General features: G+C 45.3%; 13 protein-coding genes. 9 read left to right on the forward strand and 4 right to left on the reverse strand.

The window, feature by feature from the left end; all coding sequences use genetic code 11:
* Positions 1-997 precede the first annotated feature (997 nt).
* The 4 genes from ACYVAA_RS07600 to ACYVAA_RS07615 all read left to right on the forward strand — a co-directional run bounded on the left by ACYVAA_RS07600 (position 998) and on the right by ACYVAA_RS07615 (position 5771).
* Entirely contained in the window at positions 998-1909 is a 912-nt protein-coding gene (locus ACYVAA_RS07600; RefSeq protein WP_460540137.1) for a dihydrodipicolinate synthase family protein, read from the forward strand.
* Positions 1909-3366 (forward strand): aldehyde dehydrogenase (NADP(+)), encoded by a 1458-nt coding sequence (locus tag ACYVAA_RS07605; protein ID WP_460540139.1) that lies wholly within the window; start codon positions 1909-1911, stop codon positions 3364-3366. Before ACYVAA_RS07600 ends, ACYVAA_RS07605 begins: the two co-directional genes overlap by 1 nt.
* 4 nt (positions 3367-3370) lie before the next feature.
* Complete coding sequence (locus tag ACYVAA_RS07610; protein ID WP_460540142.1) at positions 3371-4369, forward strand: 4-hydroxyproline epimerase; 999 nt, start codon at positions 3371-3373, stop codon at positions 4367-4369.
* A gap of 151 nt (positions 4370-4520) precedes the next feature.
* Entirely contained in the window at positions 4521-5771 is a 1251-nt protein-coding gene (locus tag ACYVAA_RS07615) for an NAD(P)/FAD-dependent oxidoreductase (protein WP_460540145.1), read from the forward strand.
* Positions 5772-5844: 73 nt separating this feature from the next.
* Here ACYVAA_RS07615 and ACYVAA_RS07620 read toward each other — a convergent pair whose 3' ends face one another.
* Genes ACYVAA_RS07620 through ACYVAA_RS07635 form a run of 4 tightly spaced genes read right to left on the reverse strand, consistent with a single transcriptional unit; the run spans position 5845 to position 12193 of the window.
* The gene (locus ACYVAA_RS07620; RefSeq protein WP_460540147.1) at positions 5845-7491 is read right to left on the reverse strand and encodes a hypothetical protein; all 1647 of its coding nucleotides are present in this window, start codon (positions 7489-7491) and stop codon (positions 5845-5847) included.
* Positions 7492-7503: 12 nt separating this feature from the next.
* Positions 7504-8691: a DUF4249 domain-containing protein gene (locus tag ACYVAA_RS07625; RefSeq protein ID WP_460540149.1), complete on the reverse strand. Its 1188-nt coding sequence runs from the start codon at positions 8689-8691 to the stop codon at positions 7504-7506.
* Positions 8692-8698: 7 nt separating this feature from the next.
* Positions 8699-11455, reverse strand: coding sequence for a TonB-dependent receptor (locus ACYVAA_RS07630; protein ID WP_460540151.1), 2757 nt, complete (start codon positions 11453-11455; stop codon positions 8699-8701).
* A 3-nt stretch (positions 11456-11458) separates the two neighbouring features.
* Positions 11459-12193 (reverse strand): hypothetical protein, encoded by a 735-nt coding sequence (locus tag ACYVAA_RS07635; RefSeq protein WP_460540153.1) that lies wholly within the window; start codon positions 12191-12193, stop codon positions 11459-11461.
* A 490-nt stretch (positions 12194-12683) separates the two neighbouring features.
* Between ACYVAA_RS07635 and ACYVAA_RS07640 the strand changes: the two genes are divergently transcribed.
* The 5 genes from ACYVAA_RS07640 (at position 12684) to ACYVAA_RS07660 (ending at position 18534) form a co-directional block, all read left to right on the forward strand.
* Entirely contained in the window at positions 12684-13673 is a 990-nt protein-coding gene (locus ACYVAA_RS07640; RefSeq protein WP_460540155.1) for a 2-hydroxyacid dehydrogenase, read from the forward strand.
* Between the two features lie 241 nt (positions 13674-13914).
* Complete coding sequence (locus tag ACYVAA_RS07645) at positions 13915-14391, forward strand: hypothetical protein (RefSeq protein WP_460540157.1); 477 nt, start codon at positions 13915-13917, stop codon at positions 14389-14391.
* Between the two features lie 157 nt (positions 14392-14548).
* Positions 14549-14794 (forward strand): YtxH domain-containing protein, encoded by a 246-nt coding sequence (locus ACYVAA_RS07650; RefSeq protein WP_460540159.1) that lies wholly within the window; start codon positions 14549-14551, stop codon positions 14792-14794.
* Positions 14795-15386: 592 nt separating this feature from the next.
* The gene (locus ACYVAA_RS07655; protein ID WP_460540161.1) at positions 15387-16985 is read left to right on the forward strand and encodes a sulfatase; all 1599 of its coding nucleotides are present in this window, start codon (positions 15387-15389) and stop codon (positions 16983-16985) included.
* A 37-nt stretch (positions 16986-17022) separates the two neighbouring features.
* Positions 17023-18534, forward strand: a complete 1512-nt coding sequence (locus tag ACYVAA_RS07660) for an alkaline phosphatase family protein (RefSeq protein WP_460540163.1) — start codon at positions 17023-17025, stop codon at positions 18532-18534.
* The last annotated feature ends 31 nt before the right edge of the window (positions 18535-18565 follow it).

An 18565-nucleotide genomic window follows, 5' to 3' on the forward strand; every position in this document is an offset into this window, starting at 1 on the left:
GTTCTTAAAGCCTGTCAGTCCCAAATATCGGGTTAGATCTCTTACATCTAAGGCTATCGCTGGGTCACTGACGGGGCTTCAATTATACTTCAAAACATTCCATTTTTCAACCACTCAAACCTAAGGTGGCTATCGGTAGGAAAAGATTTTTCACAATTAACAGGAAAATCAGCTAAAGCGGACAACTTAGACACTTCTGGCCCTGGGTTGGCACCCAGGGTTATTAATGTTTTGCCCATACAGGGCTATAACCATTATAAAAAAAACCATCACAGGAGCACCCTGAAGGGGTGCTATAAGGTTAACCCCGGGCAAGACGACAAAGGAGGCGCAGCCCGGGGCCTTGCCAACAGTCGTTCTAAGCATTAGCCGCCAAAACTATTCATAATGTCAACCATTTTCCGCTAATGCCTTTTGACACATTGAAAAGCCTTGCCGAAAATCTACCTCCAATCAATTAAACAGAGGAGACCTGTAATTGAAAGTTTTAGCAAGTTTAGCCACTACAAATCATATAGAACCAAAAAAAAACTGGTTCTATGATCACTTGCGATGACGTAATTATAGACATTTTCTTGGTTAGACTTTCTCAATTGAAATTTACGGGTTTTGGCGGCAAGTTGTATTCTCTATTGATATTAATCCTGTCAAAACATAGCGTGTGCCGGATTACATCTTAATAAATTATGCCGTCACTGAGCTTGTCAAAGTGAGCTGTCATTGCTGTCAATTGTGTAAGTTTTTTTACTGCTTTTTATTCTTGATGATCATCATGAATGCTGCGCATTTCCACTGAATTAAAAACTTTTTGTACGTTTCTGCTCATACTCCTGCCCGGGGGGGACTTGTGAGCGGGGGCTTGCCTATTTCAGGTGTTTTTTGGGCTCAAAGCAGCAAGAAAGATATTGATGGTAATATGGTATCATCAATCACTAATTTGGTGCAATTATACTATCAGGTCAAGCTCTACCTTTGTTCAAAACAAAACTTGAAACGTATGAATTGGAATGGAGTTTTTCCCGCTGTCACTACAAAGTTTCATGCTGATGGCAGCATTGATTACGATACATTTTTCGTAAACCTTGACGCCCAAATAGAAGCCGGTGTAAAAGGCATTATTTTGGGGGGAACACTTGGGGAGTCAAGTGTATTAGAGGATGAAGAAAAGATAGCACTGACCAAGAAAACTATTGAAAGGCTATCAGGAAGGGTTCCGGTAATCCTTAATATTGCTGAAGGATCCACTTCAAAAGCGGTTTATTGGGCCAAGAAAGCAGAGGAAATCGGTGTGGAAGCCTTGATGTTACTGCCACCCATGCGCTACCCATCTGATCATAGGGAGACGGTGACTTATTTCAAAACCATTGCCAATGCCACCTCCTTGCCCATTATGATTTACAATAATCCGGTAGATTATAAAACTTATGTTACCTTGGAGATGTTTGATGAGTTGTTGGAATGTGAAAATATTCAGGCAGTAAAAGAGTCTACCCGTGATGTTTCCAATGTGACCAGAATGAAGACAAGGTACGTGGACCGTTACAAAATTCTTTGTGGGGTGGACACCTTGACCATGGAAAGTGTTTTGATGGGAGCTGATGGACTTGTGGCCGGCTTGGTTTGTGCTTTCCCAAGAGAGACCGTAGTTCTTTTTGACTTGATCAAGGAGAGAAGGGTGGATGAGGCCATCGCCATTTACCGGTGGTTCCTCCCGCTTTTGGAATTGGATATCCATCCCAAGCTGGTGCAATATATCAAACTGGCGGAGACCATGGCCGGTATTGGCACAGAGCATGTTAGGGCACCGCGCTTGACTTTGATAGGAGAAGAAAGAGAAAATATCGTACAGATCATACAGGAAGGTCTGGAAAACAGACCACAATTGGAATCTTTAAAAACCAGTGTGTAATGCAAATTGATGAGGTATTAAACCAATCTTCAAAAGCCTTTAACCTTTATAAAAAGACTTCACTGGCAGATAGGGCCGCTTTTCTGAGGAGCATAGCCTCCTGTTTGGAGGACATAAAAGAGGAGCTGATACCGACTGCCTGTGAAGAATCCCACTTGCCGGAAGGAAGGATTACCGGGGAATTAGGAAGAACCACCGGACAGGTCCGGCTTTTCGCCCAATATGTGGAGGAAGGCAGCTGGCTGGAGGCGACCATTGACCATGCAGATCCGGACAGGACACCCGTTCCAAAACCTGATTTACGCAGGTACTTGGTGCCTTTGGGACCGGTCGTGGTCTTCGGAGCAAGTAATTTTCCTTTGGCCTTTTCCACCGCCGGTGGGGACAGCATTTCGGCTTTGGCCTCTGGCTGTAGCGTAGTCTACAAGGGCCATCCTTCTCATCCCAAAACCTCTCTTTTGGTCTATGGGGCCATTAAAAAAGCCCTCCAAAATAGCGGCTTGCCGGAAGGTGTTTTCCAGCACGTGGAAGGAGGAATTGAAGCAGGGCAGGAATTGGTAAAGCATCCCTTGACAAAGGCTGTAGGTTTTACCGGTTCGTACAAAGGAGGAAAAGCCTTGTTTGATCTGGCCAATAGTCGGGAAGAGCCCATTCCGGTATATGCGGAGATGGGCAGCATCAATCCTATTTTCGTTCTTGAAAACCAGTTAAGCACCGGTTTACAAGGGCTGGCCGCCAATTATGCCCAGTCCCTCACCTTGGGTGTTGGGCAGTTCTGTACCAATCCTGGAGTGATCTTGGTCCCTGAAAAATATGCCGAGGAATTTGCCAAAGAAACGGCCAAAAGTCTTGAGGCCATCGATGGACAAAAGATGTTGAACGAAGGGATTCAGCAGACGTATGCTGGAAGTTTAAAGGCTTTTGAAACTACTTCAGCCTTGCAGTGGGCAAAAAAAGCGGAGGGTGTGGAAGCCGGATATCCTGCCCTGGCCAGGACTGACCTGAAAAGCTGGTTAGCGGACAAATCCCTCAGAGAAGAGGTGTTCGGACCATTTGGAATGGTGGTCACTTATGAAAACCAGGCCGAATTGTTGAAAGCAGCCAGAACACTGGAAGGGCAGTTGACCATTACCCTATGGGCAACAAAAGAGGAGCTGGCCGAGCAGGAAGAGCTGATCAGTGAGTTGCAGGAAAAATGCGGTAGATTGCTTTACGGGGGTGTCCCAACCGGCGTGGAGGTAGGCTACGCCATGCAACACGGAGGGCCTTTCCCTTCCACAACAGATAGCCGTTCCACTTCAGTGGGCGTATATGCCATTAAGCGATTTGCCCGGCCGCTGGCTTTGCAGAATTGCCCTGAGGATTTGCTGCCTGATGCTTTGAAGGAATCCAATCCATTAGGTATTCCAAGGACAGTGGATGGTAAACTGTTGTCTTATATGTTTGATGCTAATTAATTGAATGAAAAAAACATTTAGTTGTATTGATGCCCATACCTGTGGCAATCCCGTGCGGGTGGTCACAGGTGGTGTCCCTTTCCTGGAAGGGGAAAATATGTTCGAGAAAAGGCAGTTTTTCGTAGAACATTACGATTGGATTCGTCGGGGATTGATGTTTGAGCCCCGTGGACATGATATGATGTCGGGCTCCATGCTATATCCGCCACATGATCCCGAAAATGACGTGGCAGTACTGTATATTGAGACCAGCGGCTGCCTGCCCATGTGCGGGCATGGCACCATTGGGACAGTCACCGTGGCCATAGAAGAAGGGTTGGTGGTTCCCAAGGAAGCGGGAAAGCTTCGCCTGGAAACCCCTGCAGGTCTGGTGAGGGTAAGCTATCAGCAAGAAGGAGAACAAGTGAAATCAGTCAAGCTGACCAATGTGGCCAGTTTTGTGATTGCCCAGGACCTGACCATTGCTTGTGAAGAATTGGGAGAATTGACCTTTGATGTTTCCTATGGGGGGAATTTCTACGCCATTATCGATCCCCAGGAAAACTTTACAGGCTTACAGGACTTCACTGCGGAGCAGTTGATAGTCATGAGCAGAAAGCTGCGTAAAGCGATCAATGAAGCTTATGAATTTGTCCATCCGGAAAATCCCAGGATCAATGGACTGAGCCATATCCAGTGGATAGGTAAGCCCTTGGACGGAGCCTCCCATGGCCGGAATGCTGTTTTCTACGGGGACAAGGCAATTGACCGTTCTCCTTGTGGAACAGGCACCTCGGCCCGAATGGCGCAGCTGCATGCCCGGGGAAAACTAAAGGCCCACCAAGCCTTTGTCAATGAAAGTTATATCGGATCGAAATTTACCGGGGAAATTGTGGATACGACCACAGTGGGAGGGATACCGGCGATCGTTCCCAGTATAGAAGGCTGGGCAAAGATTACCGGGTACAATACCATTTTTCTGGACGATGATGATCCTTATGTGCACGGATTTCAAGTGATTTGAGGGGAGATGCTGGAGAAAAGTACGAAGTACGAAGTATTAAGTACAAAGTACGAGAGGGAGGTTGAAGTACGAATAAAGGCCCTTTTCGAATATAACCCAAATAGCATTCAGCGTTTTTCTGAATGCTTCTACTTTATTTAAGTAAGTGTTTATGCAACCAACGATTGTAATAGGAGGAGGGATAGTCGGTCTTTTTACGGCTTATTATCTCCAGAAAGAAGGGGAAGAGGTCATTGTCCTGGACAAAGGGGACATGGAGGAAAACTGTTCCACAGGCAATGCCGGGATGATTGTCCCCAGCCATATTGTGCCTTTGGCCTCACCGGGGATGATTTCGAAAGGGATTTCGTGGATGTTTTCATCCAAAAGCCCTTTTTATATCCAGCCCCGGCTGGACAGACGTTTATTGGAATGGTGCCTGCTGTTTTACCGCAATTCCAATGCCCAGCATGTGCAGAAATCCATTCCCTATCTCAAAGGGATCAGTCTTTTCAGCAAACAGCTTTACTTGGATTTTGTAGAGGAGCATGGCAATGAGGGGATCAGGTTGGCGGACAAGGGTTTGCTGATGCTTTACAAAACCAAGGAAGGGGAAAGAGAAGAAAGGGAAATGGCGGAATTGGCCTTAAAAAGTGGCCTAAATGCCGAAGTCTTAAGTAAGGAAGATATCAGCAAACTGGAACCCAACCAGGAAGTGGCAGCAAGGGGAGGCGTCTATTTCCCCGATGATGCCCATCTGTCACCAAAAGATTTGTACCGCTTTTTGAAGCAGCAACTTACCGCCAATGGGGTGAAGCTGAAAAGTGGGGTGAACATTACCGGTTTTGAAAAGCGGGCAGATAAAGTGGAAGCGGTGCTTACCAATGAAGGGAAGATCGCTTGTGGCCAGGTGATGGTATGCGCAGGTTCATGGTCAGACCAGATTGCCAAAATGCTTGGTTTTAGCTTGCCCATGATGGGAGGCAAAGGATACAGTTTTGAGCTTCCCAATACCCCTGAGCTGATGCAGGCCAGTATCCTTACAGAGGCAAGGGTATCCCAAAGCCCCTACGGCGATAAAGTGAGGTTTGGCGGGACAATGGAGATATCCAACCAAGCCGACAAAATACGATTAAACAGGGTGCAGGGTATTTATGATTCCATAAAGGCCTATTACCCGGAATTCCAAGCAGCATTTCCTAAGGAAAACCAGATATGGAAAGGCATGAGGCCATGTTCACCGGACGGCCTGCCTTATATCGGCAAAGCTCCCAAATGGCAGAATGTAGCCTTTGGGGCAGGCCATAGCATGATGGGGCTAAGTTTGGCACCTGCTACCGGAAAGATCCTGGCCGGGCTGGTCAAAGGCAAGGAAGGGGAGGTTAAGATAGATGCCTTTGCCGTGGGGAGGTATGTGAAGTGAGGAAAGTATTAAGTACGAAGTAGGAAGTACAAAGTACGAGGTACGAAGGAATGATGATAAAATGGGTTTGATGTCATTCACTTCCCTTACCGTTAACTTTTACCGTTTCCGTCGCTGAGCGAATGATGGAACCATTGACTGTGCTTACCCTGATTTCGTATTCCCCCGGGACCATAGAGGTATTGAAGGGGATTTCCAGTTTTCCATCAGGACCGATTTTTTCATGCTCTCCCCAGTAAAGGATTGTTCTGAAATCCGGCAAATGGGAATCAGCATCGGTTTGAGGGGTGTTAAACTTCCACAGCATGGGCTGTTGGATCTGGGGGTATTCCAGATACAGTGCCCCTTCGGGCAGGGGGAATCCACCAAAATCGTTACCAAAGGATTTGAAATTGATCGCTCCATCAAACCGGTTGTCCCCGATATAAAAGTTTCTGTTGATCACCTCTATCCTTTCGATGCTATCTGCCTGGTAATTTCCCAGGGCATCACTGTTAAACACGGGCATGGCATCGATCAGCATAAGGGGATTGTCCTTGTAGGTACGGTTTTCGGGAAAATTGGCAAGCCTGAAGTGGTACTTGCCTGAATTTTTCCGGACCAATACGGTAGGGACATATTCTTTCAGGGTGGTGGCCAGGTCCTCGAAGCGGTTGTATTCGTCTAAATTGTAACTCCTGTCGGCCGTATATCCGGTTATAATGGGAAGTGGTTCCTGGGCAACCGGTTTCTGGTAATAGTCACTGGTAGAATAGGAAAGCACCAAGTCATCCAGTATCGCTTGGTCTTTTTTTGTAAGCACTAAAGGCGGGAGGTTAAGCAGTTCCTTGCCGGGTGCAGGGGCAAAGGGCTGCTGTATGGAAAGGTCAAAAGGAGCATTCGTTTGGGCGGTTTGCAACAATAAGAAGTCATAAGCTTTCATGGGGCCAAGCTCAAAATAAACCTCTCCCTTTTTATTGGCTTTGCCCAAATACAAGGCGGAATTATTGCCGTGGGCAGAAAGGAAATAAACACGGCTTGTGTCAAGGGTATTTTCAGAAACGAGACCTTTAATGATGTGGCCTCTTAACTCCGGAACAATCTCCTCCTGGGCCGCTCTGGAATGATCGCCGCCATCTACCAAGGGATACAGGTCAGCAAGGAAGGGGTTCTTTCTGCTGATGGAAACAGTGACTTCTTGTCCCGCATCCCCCGTGATGGTAAGTTTTCCGGCTTCGTCCGTATCCAAAAGTTCCTTTGAAAGAGACATTTCTATGGGATTTTGCTGTTCCTCCTTTTTCCAAATGACTTTGTCAGATGCAATGTCTTTTGGCTTCAGATGGGGATTGATCACGGTAATGAGGCTATGGTGATAGTTTTTTTCATCTTTCATACTAGCAGCCAGCCGGGTGTAGAGCCTGAAGAGGTAATGGTCAGAGGGGATTTCAGCTGGGACAGAGAGGGATGCCGATGCCTGGCCCTTATCCAGGGGAATGATAGTCCCTGCCATCCGTTCGCCTTGACGGTTGATCAGTTCTGCATAGGCCATTTTTGAAGGGGTGGGGCCACCTTTCATCCTGATGTCCACAAAAAGCGGTATGGTTTCTCCGGCTACTGAAATCGTTTTGCTTTTATGGACATGGACGGTTTCGGTAAAAACCGCTTGGCTTGTACTTTGCCATGCTGATGCATGGGATATCGGTAAAAAGAGCAAGAAAAATAGGTAAACAACATTTCTCATGGTTTTGATAGCTTAGTATTCCCAAAAATCAGGTTTTTCTTTTGTCCCTCTGAGGGTACAGTCAGTACATTTGGTACTAGCCCCGACGTAGGCGGTAATGCGGGTAGGGTCGTTGGCTGAACTTATAGGGGAGACGGGAACCCTGAAATTATTGTTAAACACGATGGAAATATCGGAAACAGGAACCGTGTCTGTCGAAAATTCGCAGCCCGCATAGTAGGGATTATTTACCCGCCAGTCATCAATTTCATGTCGGCCTATGTAAATGCGCTTATCTGAGGTTGTGCCTACTGTTACATAGCCGATGGCTTTGGCTGCGGAGTTGGATTCATGATGGATATTGGTGCCCAGTACAGAGGGCAGCGGACTGAAAATTCCTCCGATATCATCGGAGTTCTTCCTGAGGATTTCATAGAAATCATAGGCTTCTTTGGATACCGCCCGTTGCCGAACCCTGATGGAATAGCGTCTTCCCAATTTTTCAGAGCCATAGGGGATTTGCTGGATTTTCTTTTGGTGGATCAAATGGTCCTGGTATTGTCCCGATGAGCCTATGACGACCTTACTCGAGGTTTCTGAAAGAAAACATTCATGGGTCATTTCATTGGAGTTTCTGTAGACCACTGTGTCTTTGGTCTCGCTCAACCGGACATATTTCAGAAAACTGATCAGGGGTGTGCTGAACATCCAGGTTTCCTCAAAGTCCCAGACAAAATACTGGGCATCTTCATTTCCTATGGTATTGACATAAATCTCGACTTCCCTATTTTCATTTTGGATAAAGCCAATTTCATCTATGGTTGGCGTTAAGGTGGGCATGATCCAGTCGCTTTGATATTTTCCTTTGCCGGGGATATTGATGATTAAGCGGTGCTGGTTTTCACTGTTAAAATGGTGGTCCAAGGTGTAAGTGCCAGATAACGTGCGCTGCATGGAATGCTGTATTTCTTCGCCTCCCTGGGTTCGGTAGGCTATGACGATATCTGCATCAGGTACATTCCTGAAGCTGTTCTCGCCTGAGCCAATAGGAGAAGTATAGCTCAAACTGATTTCAGATACGCCGCCTTCCACTTCAACATTTCCTTCTACCACCAGGACTTCCAGGTCTTCCTGATTGATCTCTGGATCGTAAATCTCCCGGCATCCCTGCCAAATCAAGGCGAGGAGTAAGATAGGAACGGCTAGATGGCTGTTTTTCATAGCGGATTCAAAATTTAAAATTGTAGGTGATGTAAGGGATGGGCTGCGCAAAAATGGACAACTGGTATCCTCTCAATATTCCCTTTACAGGCATATAGTATACAGAGTAGGGGTTGTTTCTTCCCAAAACATTGTAGACCCCCAAAGACCAAGAAGCATGGGCGAGTTTTTTGATCTTGTGGCTTCCTTCCAGGTTCAGCGACAAGTCTATTCGGAAATAATCCGGGATTCGATAGGCGTTCCGATCAGAATAGTAGACCTGCTCGGAGCCGTTATAGTTAAACTTGGCTACAGGCAAGGTAATGGGGCGTCCGGTACTGTAATTGGCGTTCATGGATACATTTGCCCTTTGGTTAAACTCATAATTGGCCACCAGCATGATATCATGTGGCTGGTCAAAATTACTGGGGTACCATTTTCCTTCATTGACTTTTTCGGCCGGTTCATTAGGAGAGGTCTGTAGAAGCGAGCGTGAGAAGGTATAGCTAAGCCAGCCGCTAAGCCTTCCTGTAGGCTTTTTGATCATCAGTTCGGCCCCATAAGCCTGCCCGTCGGTATTGAGTACATCCTGTTCGAGTTCATTGTTGAGCACGAGTTCTGCCCCGCTTCTGTAATCAATCAGGTTTTTCATGCTTCTGTAGTAGACTTCCAGGGAGGTTTCCAGTATTCCCTGATCCAGGTTTTTGTACAGGCCCAGGGAGAACTGCCGGCCTTGTTGGGGCTTGACATGGGGGTCGCTGAGCTTCCAGGTATCGGTAGGGGTGACGGCTGAGGTATTGCTCAGTAAGTGGATATATTGCCGGGTCGTATGGAAACCTGCCTTGAGGGAAGTGAAATTGTCCAATAGATAGCGGAGAGACATCCTGAACTCAGGGGCATGATAGGTTTCGATGACTTCATTGTTTTGATAACGCTTTTGTCCGGTGATGGTGGATTCGTTTTTACCGATACCGGGAGCATATTCGAATAGCTCATGGGGACCTAGGAAGTTGTACACTACATAGCGGATGCCATATTCGGCGGTGAGCTTTTCGTTGATTTCAGCCACCTCGTTAATAAACAGCGCGGTTTCCATTGCTTTTTCTCTGTAGACTGTAGCAGGCAGTACAACAGATGATTCTCCAAAGGGCTGCTGGCTGCCAGGATTAAGCTGGTAATGGATATTGTCCAGGCCGAATTTTAACGTACGATGGGCCTTATAAGCATAGTCAAAATGAAGTTTGAAATTTAGTTGGCTAATGTCAAAGTCAAAATCAAAAGCATTGAGGGCATCTTCACGGCCTGAAATACCAAAACGGTAATGGTCATAACCCAGCATCATATTGCTTTCAAGCTGATCGTTGAAGTAATGGCTCCAGTTGAGGTTAATGTTTCTGTTGCTGTATCGGTAGGTGGTGTCCTGATCAAAATTGAAGTGGTCCTGGCTCCAATACGTGGAGAGTTTTAGCACATTTTTTTCGTTGATGTCATGTTTTACGTTGACGTTCAGGTCGTAAAAAGAAGCCCCGGCAGCATTGAAGTCTGACTTTTCATTGACCAGGTCCAGCAGCCAGTTGCCATAAGTGGTTCTGCCACTGACCAGGAAACTGGTATTGTCACCGATAGGACCATCCAAGGTAAGCCTACTGGTCAATAGTCCAATACCGCCCTTGCCGTGGAGTTTTTCCTGATTGCCATAATTGCCTTGAATGTCCAGCACGGAAGAAAGTCTTCCTCCAAGGTTGGCGGGCATTCCTGCCTTATGCAATTCCACTTTTTCGACCATGTCGGTATTAAATGAGGAGAAAAAGCCAAACAAATGAGAAGGGTTGTAGATGGTACTTTGGTTGAGCAGAATAAGGTTTTGATCTGCCGCGCCTCCCCTGACATTAAAGCCCACACTGGACTCCCCAACGGTCTTTACCCCCGGGAGGGTCAGGATGCTTTTGATGACATCCACTTCCCCCATGGTGGAGGGAAGTTTCTTCATGGTTTCTACCGGTATCACTTCCACGCCCATTTCTGTACGGTTGACATTGGAAAGCCTATCGGAACTGACCACCACCTCATCCAGGGAAACAATGCTTTCATCAATTTGAAGCTTCAGGTGTCCAGGCCCCAAAAGCTCAAGCTGGCGCTGCTCCTGAAACTGCCCCAAATGCTGGATGTATAAGGTATGACGTCCTTTCGGCAGGGAAATACTAAAGTGCCCGTTTTCATCGGTGATGGCCCTGGTGTAGTCATTTTTTTCAAAGATCACTGCCCCAAAAATCGGTTCTCCTGATTTCAGACCATAAACAGTCCCGCTCAACTCCGCCTTTTCACTGTTGTTGATGGGAGACTCTGTACCTATGACCCAGAGTTTGTTTTTGCTGTAGGCCCTTTCCAGTGTACTCTCGTCATATTGTTCGGAGGGGGATGTCTTCGTAGTATCGGATTTGAAAAAATCTTTGGAAAGGCCAGTGTAAAACTGTTGCTTGCGGTGGATAAAGACCCTGTTTTTGTCGTCAATGGTAAAACGGATCCCTGTATTTTCGAAGATAAGCTCCAAAACATCCTTTAGCTCATTATTATTGGCACTGACATTTACCTTTACCTCTGCCACATCTTCCGGTTTGAAGTAAAAGCGAAAACCTGTTTTGGTCTCCATATTGTTGGCAAATCGGCTGAAGCTGATGCCGGGAAAAAGACCGGAGATGGTTTCTTTTTCAGTTTCCTGCCCCATTGCATTGGAAGATAGTAGAACCAAGAGGGCAAGCAAAAATGGGTAAAGGGCGCCTTTCATAGCTTAGTTGTTATCAAAATCAGAGACATAATTTGCAGCAACGTTCACCAGGCTCGAGGCGGTTTGCTTTTTATACTTCAGCTTTGCTTTTTTGAGGCTTCTATTTATCTGCCTTTTTGAAATTCCCAGGGCTTTTGCCAGGTCCTTTTTGTTGTTGATCCGATAAAACTTGTCCCCGATTTCAATAAAGTAATGGGTGCGGTAGCTAAATTCAAAATGCTTGCTTGCTGAAGCATTGTAGTCTTTTTTAAGGTTCTCCTCCTTGGTGTGCTTTACCAGTACAATCAACTTTTGATCCCACAGTACTTCGTAATAGCCACTTTTATGAAAGGCATATCCCTGGTTTACGGGGGATTTGATGAATTTTCTATTTGTGGGGAGTACGAAAGAATTGATTTTTTGGGCATTCAGCACGATGCGCTGAAAATTATTGGGATGATAGGTGATCAATTGATCCTTTTGTATATCATAATTCAACAGGATATCGGTATAGGTGAAACCGTTTATGGTGATTTGCCCTTTGACAAAATCGTTGGATATTAGAAAAGGACTTCCCTCGATGTGAAAGGCCTCCCCAACGGCATATTGTCCCCCAGAAAACACTTCCTGTGGAAACGGTATGATCTTTTTATAGGCAGAAACAAGCCCTTGATCAGTCTGCTGATCTGTTTGTGAAAATCCTTGCTGTCCCAAAATGCAGCACAGGTAGAAAAAAAGTAGTTGGGAAAAATGCTTCATAGTTGGCTAACACTAAGAATTTGGTTGATAAAGGAAGTAATATATTCTTAAAAAGAGATCGATGACCCGGATATTGTTGGGACATTTCGAATTAAGCTCGCAATAAAGTCAAAGTCAGCATTTATTACGTGGATGGGGCAGCAAATGTTTTAACTGGTCAAAACTGATAAAATCGAATATGTATATCCGCAAAGACAGCAGTAGCTCTTCTAAATTAGCAAACCATCTCTCACAGAATGCACAGAAACCCACAGAAAAGGTTTTTAAATTTCGTTAAATCCTGTCTAACGCCAGGTAGATCTGTGGAATCTGTGAGAAATAAATTTACTGGTGTAATTTACGTTAATCGTAAAATCGAATATTGAAACGGCTTTTATCATTTGATAAACGGGGAGCTGAGGAGACTTAATAATACGCTTTGAAATAAATGTTTATAATGATAAATTCATTTCTGCTATTGTTATAAGCACCACTGAAAGAATTTTAAGGAATGAAAGTCACGGTTTTTAGCATTCATAAGTTTGAAAAGGAGTTCCTCGAGCAGGCCCTCAATGGGCACGAGCTTAAATATATCGATACCCGTTTGAACGAAGATACGGCGAGTTTGGCCCAAGGCAGTGATGCCGTTTCGATTTTTGTCAATGATGAGGCTTCTGCGCTGGTGTTGGAAAAGCTAAGTGCTTTGGGAGTGAAATATTTGGCCTTACGATCGGCAGGTTTCAATCATGTGGATTTGAAAGCTGCTGAGCAACTTGGGATCAAGGTGGCCAGAGTGCCCGAATATTCCCCCGCCGCCATAGCAGAGCATACAGTGGGACTAATGCTTGCCCTCAACCGTAAACTATGCAGGGCCCATCAACGGGTGCGGGAGCTGAATTTCTCCCTGGACGGTTTGGTTGGTTTTGATATGGAGGGGAAAACAGTGGGGGTAGTCGGTACGGGAAAGATAGGGGCCAAGGTGGTGAAAATTTTAAATGGATTTGGGTGCAAAATCCTGGCCTACGATCCTTATAAAAATGAGAAGTTGGAGCAATGGTATGGTTTGGAATACGTGGGCTTTTACAAACTGTGTCAGGAGTCGCATATTATTACTTTACATCTTCCACTTTCTCCAGAAACGCAGTATATGATCAATAAAGATTCTATCCATAAAATGCGTGGAGGCGTGATGCTGATCAATACCAGCAGAGGTGCCTTGGTCAATAGCCGGGATGTGATCGGCGGTCTGAAAAGTGGAAAAATAGGAGCAGTGGGAATGGATGTTTACGAAGAGGAGGGCGCTTTGTTTTTTGAGGATCATTCAGAAGATATCTTGCAAGATGATGTGATTGCACGTCTCATGACTTTCCAGAATGTCATGATCACCAGTCACCAGGCTTTTCTGACAAAGGAGGCATTGGAGAAAATAGCGGCGGTTACTGCACAGAACCTCGATTGTTGGGCAGGCAAGCGGTCCAGTCCCAATGAACTCCATCCATAGCCATTTTGCAGGCTATCCATATTTTTTTTGAATTAGTTGCCTAAGGCGGGCTATTTGGTTAAATTAACGTAACACGCATCAATTAGCAGGCTCCATCCCTAAGATCAGGAGCGTCAGGCGAAATTGCTTTTAGTTAAGTTGCTGATTTTTGGTAATCAAAGGGGCGGAAAGAATACGGGAAACTCATATGGACATCCCCGTTATAACTTTCGTATAAATAATGTAAGGAAAGTTTTATTCAATGATGATGTTAGTCAAAGGAGGTTTGAACATGACAGCAGAAGTTGGAGTTCCAAACGAAGATCTACCGGTTCACCCCAATGGGGATCTTTATACCGGGTTTTATGCTTTGGGTGAACATTGGCGGTCAGACTTGGCCTTTTATAAGGACGAGTTGAGGTTTCTCAAGGACCTAATGGGCAAGTACTTCTACAGGTTTATGGAAGACATTGACATGATTTATGTCCGTAGGGTCGAAAACCGTTTGATGATTTTGGAGAGAAGGAGGGAAGAAGTGGATGCTAAAATCCGCCGGCAGATGAAAGAAATCAGTAAACAGGTTCAATCGGGCAACACTTCTCCAAACCGAAATATAATTGTTCATCAGGAGGAGCTGGAAACACTTATTGCTGTGTTTGCTAAAGATTTCAGGAACCTAAAGAAAAAGATTTTTAAGCTGGTTGAAGAGGGGCTGGACCAATTTCAAAAAAAGCAGTGATTTGGGGGGAAATTGAGATTCATTGAAGCAGATGGGATTTTCTAGCATGGTGTTTGTTTAAAATTTATTATTATTTCTGTTTTATATGATGAAAAAACAGGATATTTTAATAGTTATATATTGTTAATTAATTTAAACCACTAAAAATTGTAAAATTATGGGTGAAGGAAAAGTTTGGATAGCTTTAACAGCAGGTTTGGCTGCAGGAGTTGCATTAGGCGTAATGTTCGCACCCGATGAGGGTGGAAAGACCAGAAAAAAATTCCAAAAGCAAGGTGAGGAATTGGCTCACACCTTAAATGGAAGAATGGACAAAAAATTCGATGAGCTAAAAGGGGCCATCAATGAATTGACCAAAAAGGTCAAGTCCCAAAAAGAGGCATTGATGGCCAAAGAAGCCTAGTCCAATAAACCAGAAAATGGACCGACAGTTATGTCGGCCACTATTTTATCCCCTCCCTTCCGGAGGGGATTTTCTGTTATAGGCCGAGTCATCTTTCTGATTAATTGACCTAGAGAAAAAAGTTAATCTGTGTATCCACAATGTTGCACGTAACCAAATCTTATAAGGTTCTTATTGCTTTCTGTTCTTTTCCATTGATGAAAAGAACCAAACCTCGCCTACCGGGAGGCAGGAATCTAGGCCATGGAGCCTTCTTCAAATTGAGTGAATTGGTTTTCGATTACGATCAGTTTGTCTCAATTTGATTTTGTGCCATTTGCCGTAGGCTAAAAATGAGTGGATCTCGCTCGTCCACTTCGCGAACTAACTCATTTTTTTAACGCCTCCATCAACTGTCCCAAAACCGAATGCTCCAAAGGCCTTTAGGAGGATTTCAGTTAAGTATTTTGTTTAATTTGTACTACGTGTAAAATTCCGGAGAGTCAGAAAAGTTAAACAAAATATTTGCCTTTAAATCATAATATTTACCAAGGGTAATGGAAGATTTAAACAAACTTTATAATTTGGGGCACTCAACCTAAAATTTAATTTTGTGAAAGTTAATCATTATACCAAAGCCGATGCCCTTAAGGCGCTGCTTGTTTTATGTTTCTTGTTTTTTAATTGTATTCCTGCTTTTAGTCAGGATAAAGACCGGCCCAATGTATTGTTTATTCTGGTGGATGACCTGGGGTACCATGACCTCAGTGTTACCGGAAGTGATTTTTATGAAACCCCTCATATTGATGGATTGGCCAAGTCCTCTTTCCAGTTTGTACAAGGCTACACGGCGGCGAGGGTTTGTAGCCCTGCCAGGGCCAGCATCATGACGGGGGTAAGCCCAGCGGTTCATGGAATTACCGATTGGATTGGAGCTCCGGAAGGAGAGGACTGGAGAAAGTACGGTCGGCACACCAAGCTATTGCCTCCCAGCTACCGGCATGATCTGGACCCGCGCTTGTTGACACTCCCTCAGGCGCTTAAAGAGAACGGCTATGAAACCTTTTTTGCGGGAAAGTGGCATTTAGGCGGAGAAGGATCCTTGCCGGAGGACAGGGGTTTTGACATCAATGTAGGTGGTTGGGACAAAGGGAGTCCCATGGGCGGCTATTTTGCTCCATATGTCAATCCTAAAATGGAACAAGGGCCTGATGGGGAAAATTTGAGTTTGAGATTGGCCAATGAAACGGCAGATTTTATCGGTAGAGCCCATGAAAAGCCCTTTTTTGCCATGCTTTCTTTTTATGCCGTACATGGCCCCATTCAAACAACGGAGGAAAAATGGAACCGGTACCGCCAAAAGGCAGTGACGGAAGGAATCCAGGAGCATGGATATGAAATGGAAAGAAGGTTGCCGATTAGAAAAGTCCAGGACAATCCTGTTTATGCTGGATTGGTGGAGACGATGGATGAAGCGGTGGGAAAGGTGCTTTCTGCATTGGAGCAGGCCGGTCTGGAGGACAATACCATTGTGATTTTTACCTCTGACCATGGAGGAGTAGCTTCTGGAGACAATTTTTCCACTTCCAACTTGCCACTAAGGGGTGGCAAAGGTTACCAGTGGGAGGGTGGACTCAGGGTGCCTTATTTTATCAAGGTGCCTGGTATGGCCGCCAATAAAGAGATCGATTATCCGGCCAGTGGAATAGACTTTATGCCTACGGTGTTGGATTTGGTGGGTACAAAACCCAAAATGTCCAGCGAGATAGAGGGGATCAGCTTGGTTCCGGCCATGAAAGGGAAGCGTTTGAAAGGAAGACAGTTGTATTGGCACTATCCCCACTACGGAAACCAAGGCGGAGACCCCAGTTCAGTAGTGAGAGACGGAAAATGGAAATTGATTTATTATTGGGAAGATCAGGCCGTGGAACTTTATGATCTTGAGAAGGACCCTTCAGAGGAAAACGACCTTGGGAACCAAGAAGTGAAAATCCGGAGCCGTTTAGAAAAAGACCTGATGAAATGGCTGATGGCTACCAGTGCCAGCAAGCCTCGACCTGATCCAGCCTATAATGCCAGTGAAGAGAAAAAGGTGTTGGACGGGGCAAGAGACAAAAGGATGCCACAATTGGAAAAGGAACGAATGCAGATGTTTGCTCCTGAATGGAAGCCCAACGCAGATTGGTGGGGCAGTAAGGTGACAAAAGACTAGCGAACACATCATTTATAAAGCAATAACACTATTGTCCATGCATAAAATAACCTTAGTAGTAGTTCTTTTGGCACTCTTCTCCTGCCAAACCAAGAAAGAGGAGCAAGTGAAAAAGCCCAATATTCTTTTTCTGTTTGCCGATGATTATACTTATGAAGCCATCCATGCCCTTGGAAACGGAGTGATTGAAACGCCCAACCTGGATCGGTTGGTAAGCGGCGGGACTTCCTTTACACATGCCTATAATATGGGAGGCTGGAATGGAGCGATTTGTGTGGCTTCCCGCGCAATGATGATTTCAGGGAGGCATCTTTGGCGATCCCAGGAAATCTCAAAAGCCTGGGGGGCAGGGGATTCAGTGGCATTGGAGCAGACCTGGGGAAGGCTGATGGCCGATGCCGGATATGATACCTATATGACTGGTAAGTGGCATGTAGAAGCTCCCGCTGAGAAGGTTTTCCAGGTAGCAAAACATATTAGACCGGGAATGCCGAAAGATTTATGGAACACTGTTCCGGATAAGGCAGCTCTTTTTGAGGCTGTAAAAAATGGGGAGGATATAAGTGAGATAAGGCCAAAAGGGTATTTTAGGCCTTTAAGTGAAAAGGACAGTTCATGGGCTTCTTCCGATACCGCATACGGAGGTTTTTGGGAAGGAGACAAACATTGGAGTGAAGTGGTCAGGGATGATGCGGAGGATTTTTTGAAACAGGCCCAGAGCCAAGACAATCCTTTCTTTATGTACATTGCCTTCAATGCCCCTCATGACCCGAGGCAGGCACCGAAGGAATTTTTGGATAAGTATAATGTGGATGATATTCCACTGCCCGAAAACTGGCTACCTGAGTACCCTTATAAGGATGCTATCGGAAATACCGTAGGTTTGAGGGATGAAGCTTTGGCACCATTTCCAAGAACCCCTTTTGCCATCAAGACCCATTTGAAGGAATATTATGCAATAATCACCCATTTGGATGAACAAATTGGGAAAATCTTGGATGCCCTGGAAGCATCAGGTAAGATGGAAAATACCTATATCTTTTTTACAGGGGATCATGGTTTATCCGTAGGGCACCATGGGTTGCTTGGGAAGCAAAGCATGTTTGACCATAGTATCAGGGTACCTCTTTTGGTTAAGGGGCCTACCATTCCAGCTGGAAAATCCATAGATCATGATGTATATCTGCAGGATATTATGGCCAGCAGTCTGGAACTGGCAGGGATTTCCAAACCTGAATATGTGGAATTTCACAGCTTTTTGGATTTAGCCCGGGGAGATCAGCAAGAGGGATACTATCAGGATGGGATTTATGGTGCTTATATGAATTCACAAAGGATGATCAGAAAGAAGAACTATAAGCTTTTGGTGTATCCAGCTATCAACAAGGTGTTGCTCTTCGATCTGGAAAAGGATCCTTTGGAAATGCATGATATTGCCGGTGAGCCCGGACAAGACGTTCGGGTGAAGGAGATGTTTTCTGATCTGCTAAAACTTCAAAAAGAAATGGGGGATCCCCTTGACCTTACAGCGATGAAGAGTGATTTGTAGGTCAGCAATCCTGGTGATGCGATGTTCAAGA

Source organism: Echinicola sediminis (genome assembly GCF_054777495.1).

Coding starts and splice junctions, on each gene's coding strand:
- ACYVAA_RS07600 (WP_460540137.1), top strand. CDS start 998: ATGAATTGGAATGGAGTTTTTCCCGCTGTCACTACAAAGTTTCATGCT.
- ACYVAA_RS07605 (WP_460540139.1), top strand. CDS start 1,909: ATGCAAATTGATGAGGTATTAAACCAATCTTCAAAAGCCTTTAACCTT.
- ACYVAA_RS07610 (WP_460540142.1), top strand. CDS start 3,371: ATGAAAAAAACATTTAGTTGTATTGATGCCCATACCTGTGGCAATCCC.
- ACYVAA_RS07615 (WP_460540145.1), top strand. CDS start 4,521: ATGCAACCAACGATTGTAATAGGAGGAGGGATAGTCGGTCTTTTTACG.
- ACYVAA_RS07620 (WP_460540147.1), bottom strand. CDS start 7,491: ATGAGAAATGTTGTTTACCTATTTTTCTTGCTCTTTTTACCGATATCC.
- ACYVAA_RS07625 (WP_460540149.1), bottom strand. CDS start 8,691: ATGAAAAACAGCCATCTAGCCGTTCCTATCTTACTCCTCGCCTTGATT.
- ACYVAA_RS07630 (WP_460540151.1), bottom strand. CDS start 11,455: ATGAAAGGCGCCCTTTACCCATTTTTGCTTGCCCTCTTGGTTCTACTA.
- ACYVAA_RS07635 (WP_460540153.1), bottom strand. CDS start 12,193: ATGAAGCATTTTTCCCAACTACTTTTTTTCTACCTGTGCTGCATTTTG.
- ACYVAA_RS07640 (WP_460540155.1), top strand. CDS start 12,684: ATGAAAGTCACGGTTTTTAGCATTCATAAGTTTGAAAAGGAGTTCCTC.
- ACYVAA_RS07645 (WP_460540157.1), top strand. CDS start 13,915: ATGATGATGTTAGTCAAAGGAGGTTTGAACATGACAGCAGAAGTTGGA.
- ACYVAA_RS07650 (WP_460540159.1), top strand. CDS start 14,549: ATGGGTGAAGGAAAAGTTTGGATAGCTTTAACAGCAGGTTTGGCTGCA.
- ACYVAA_RS07660 (WP_460540163.1), top strand. CDS start 17,023: ATGCATAAAATAACCTTAGTAGTAGTTCTTTTGGCACTCTTCTCCTGC.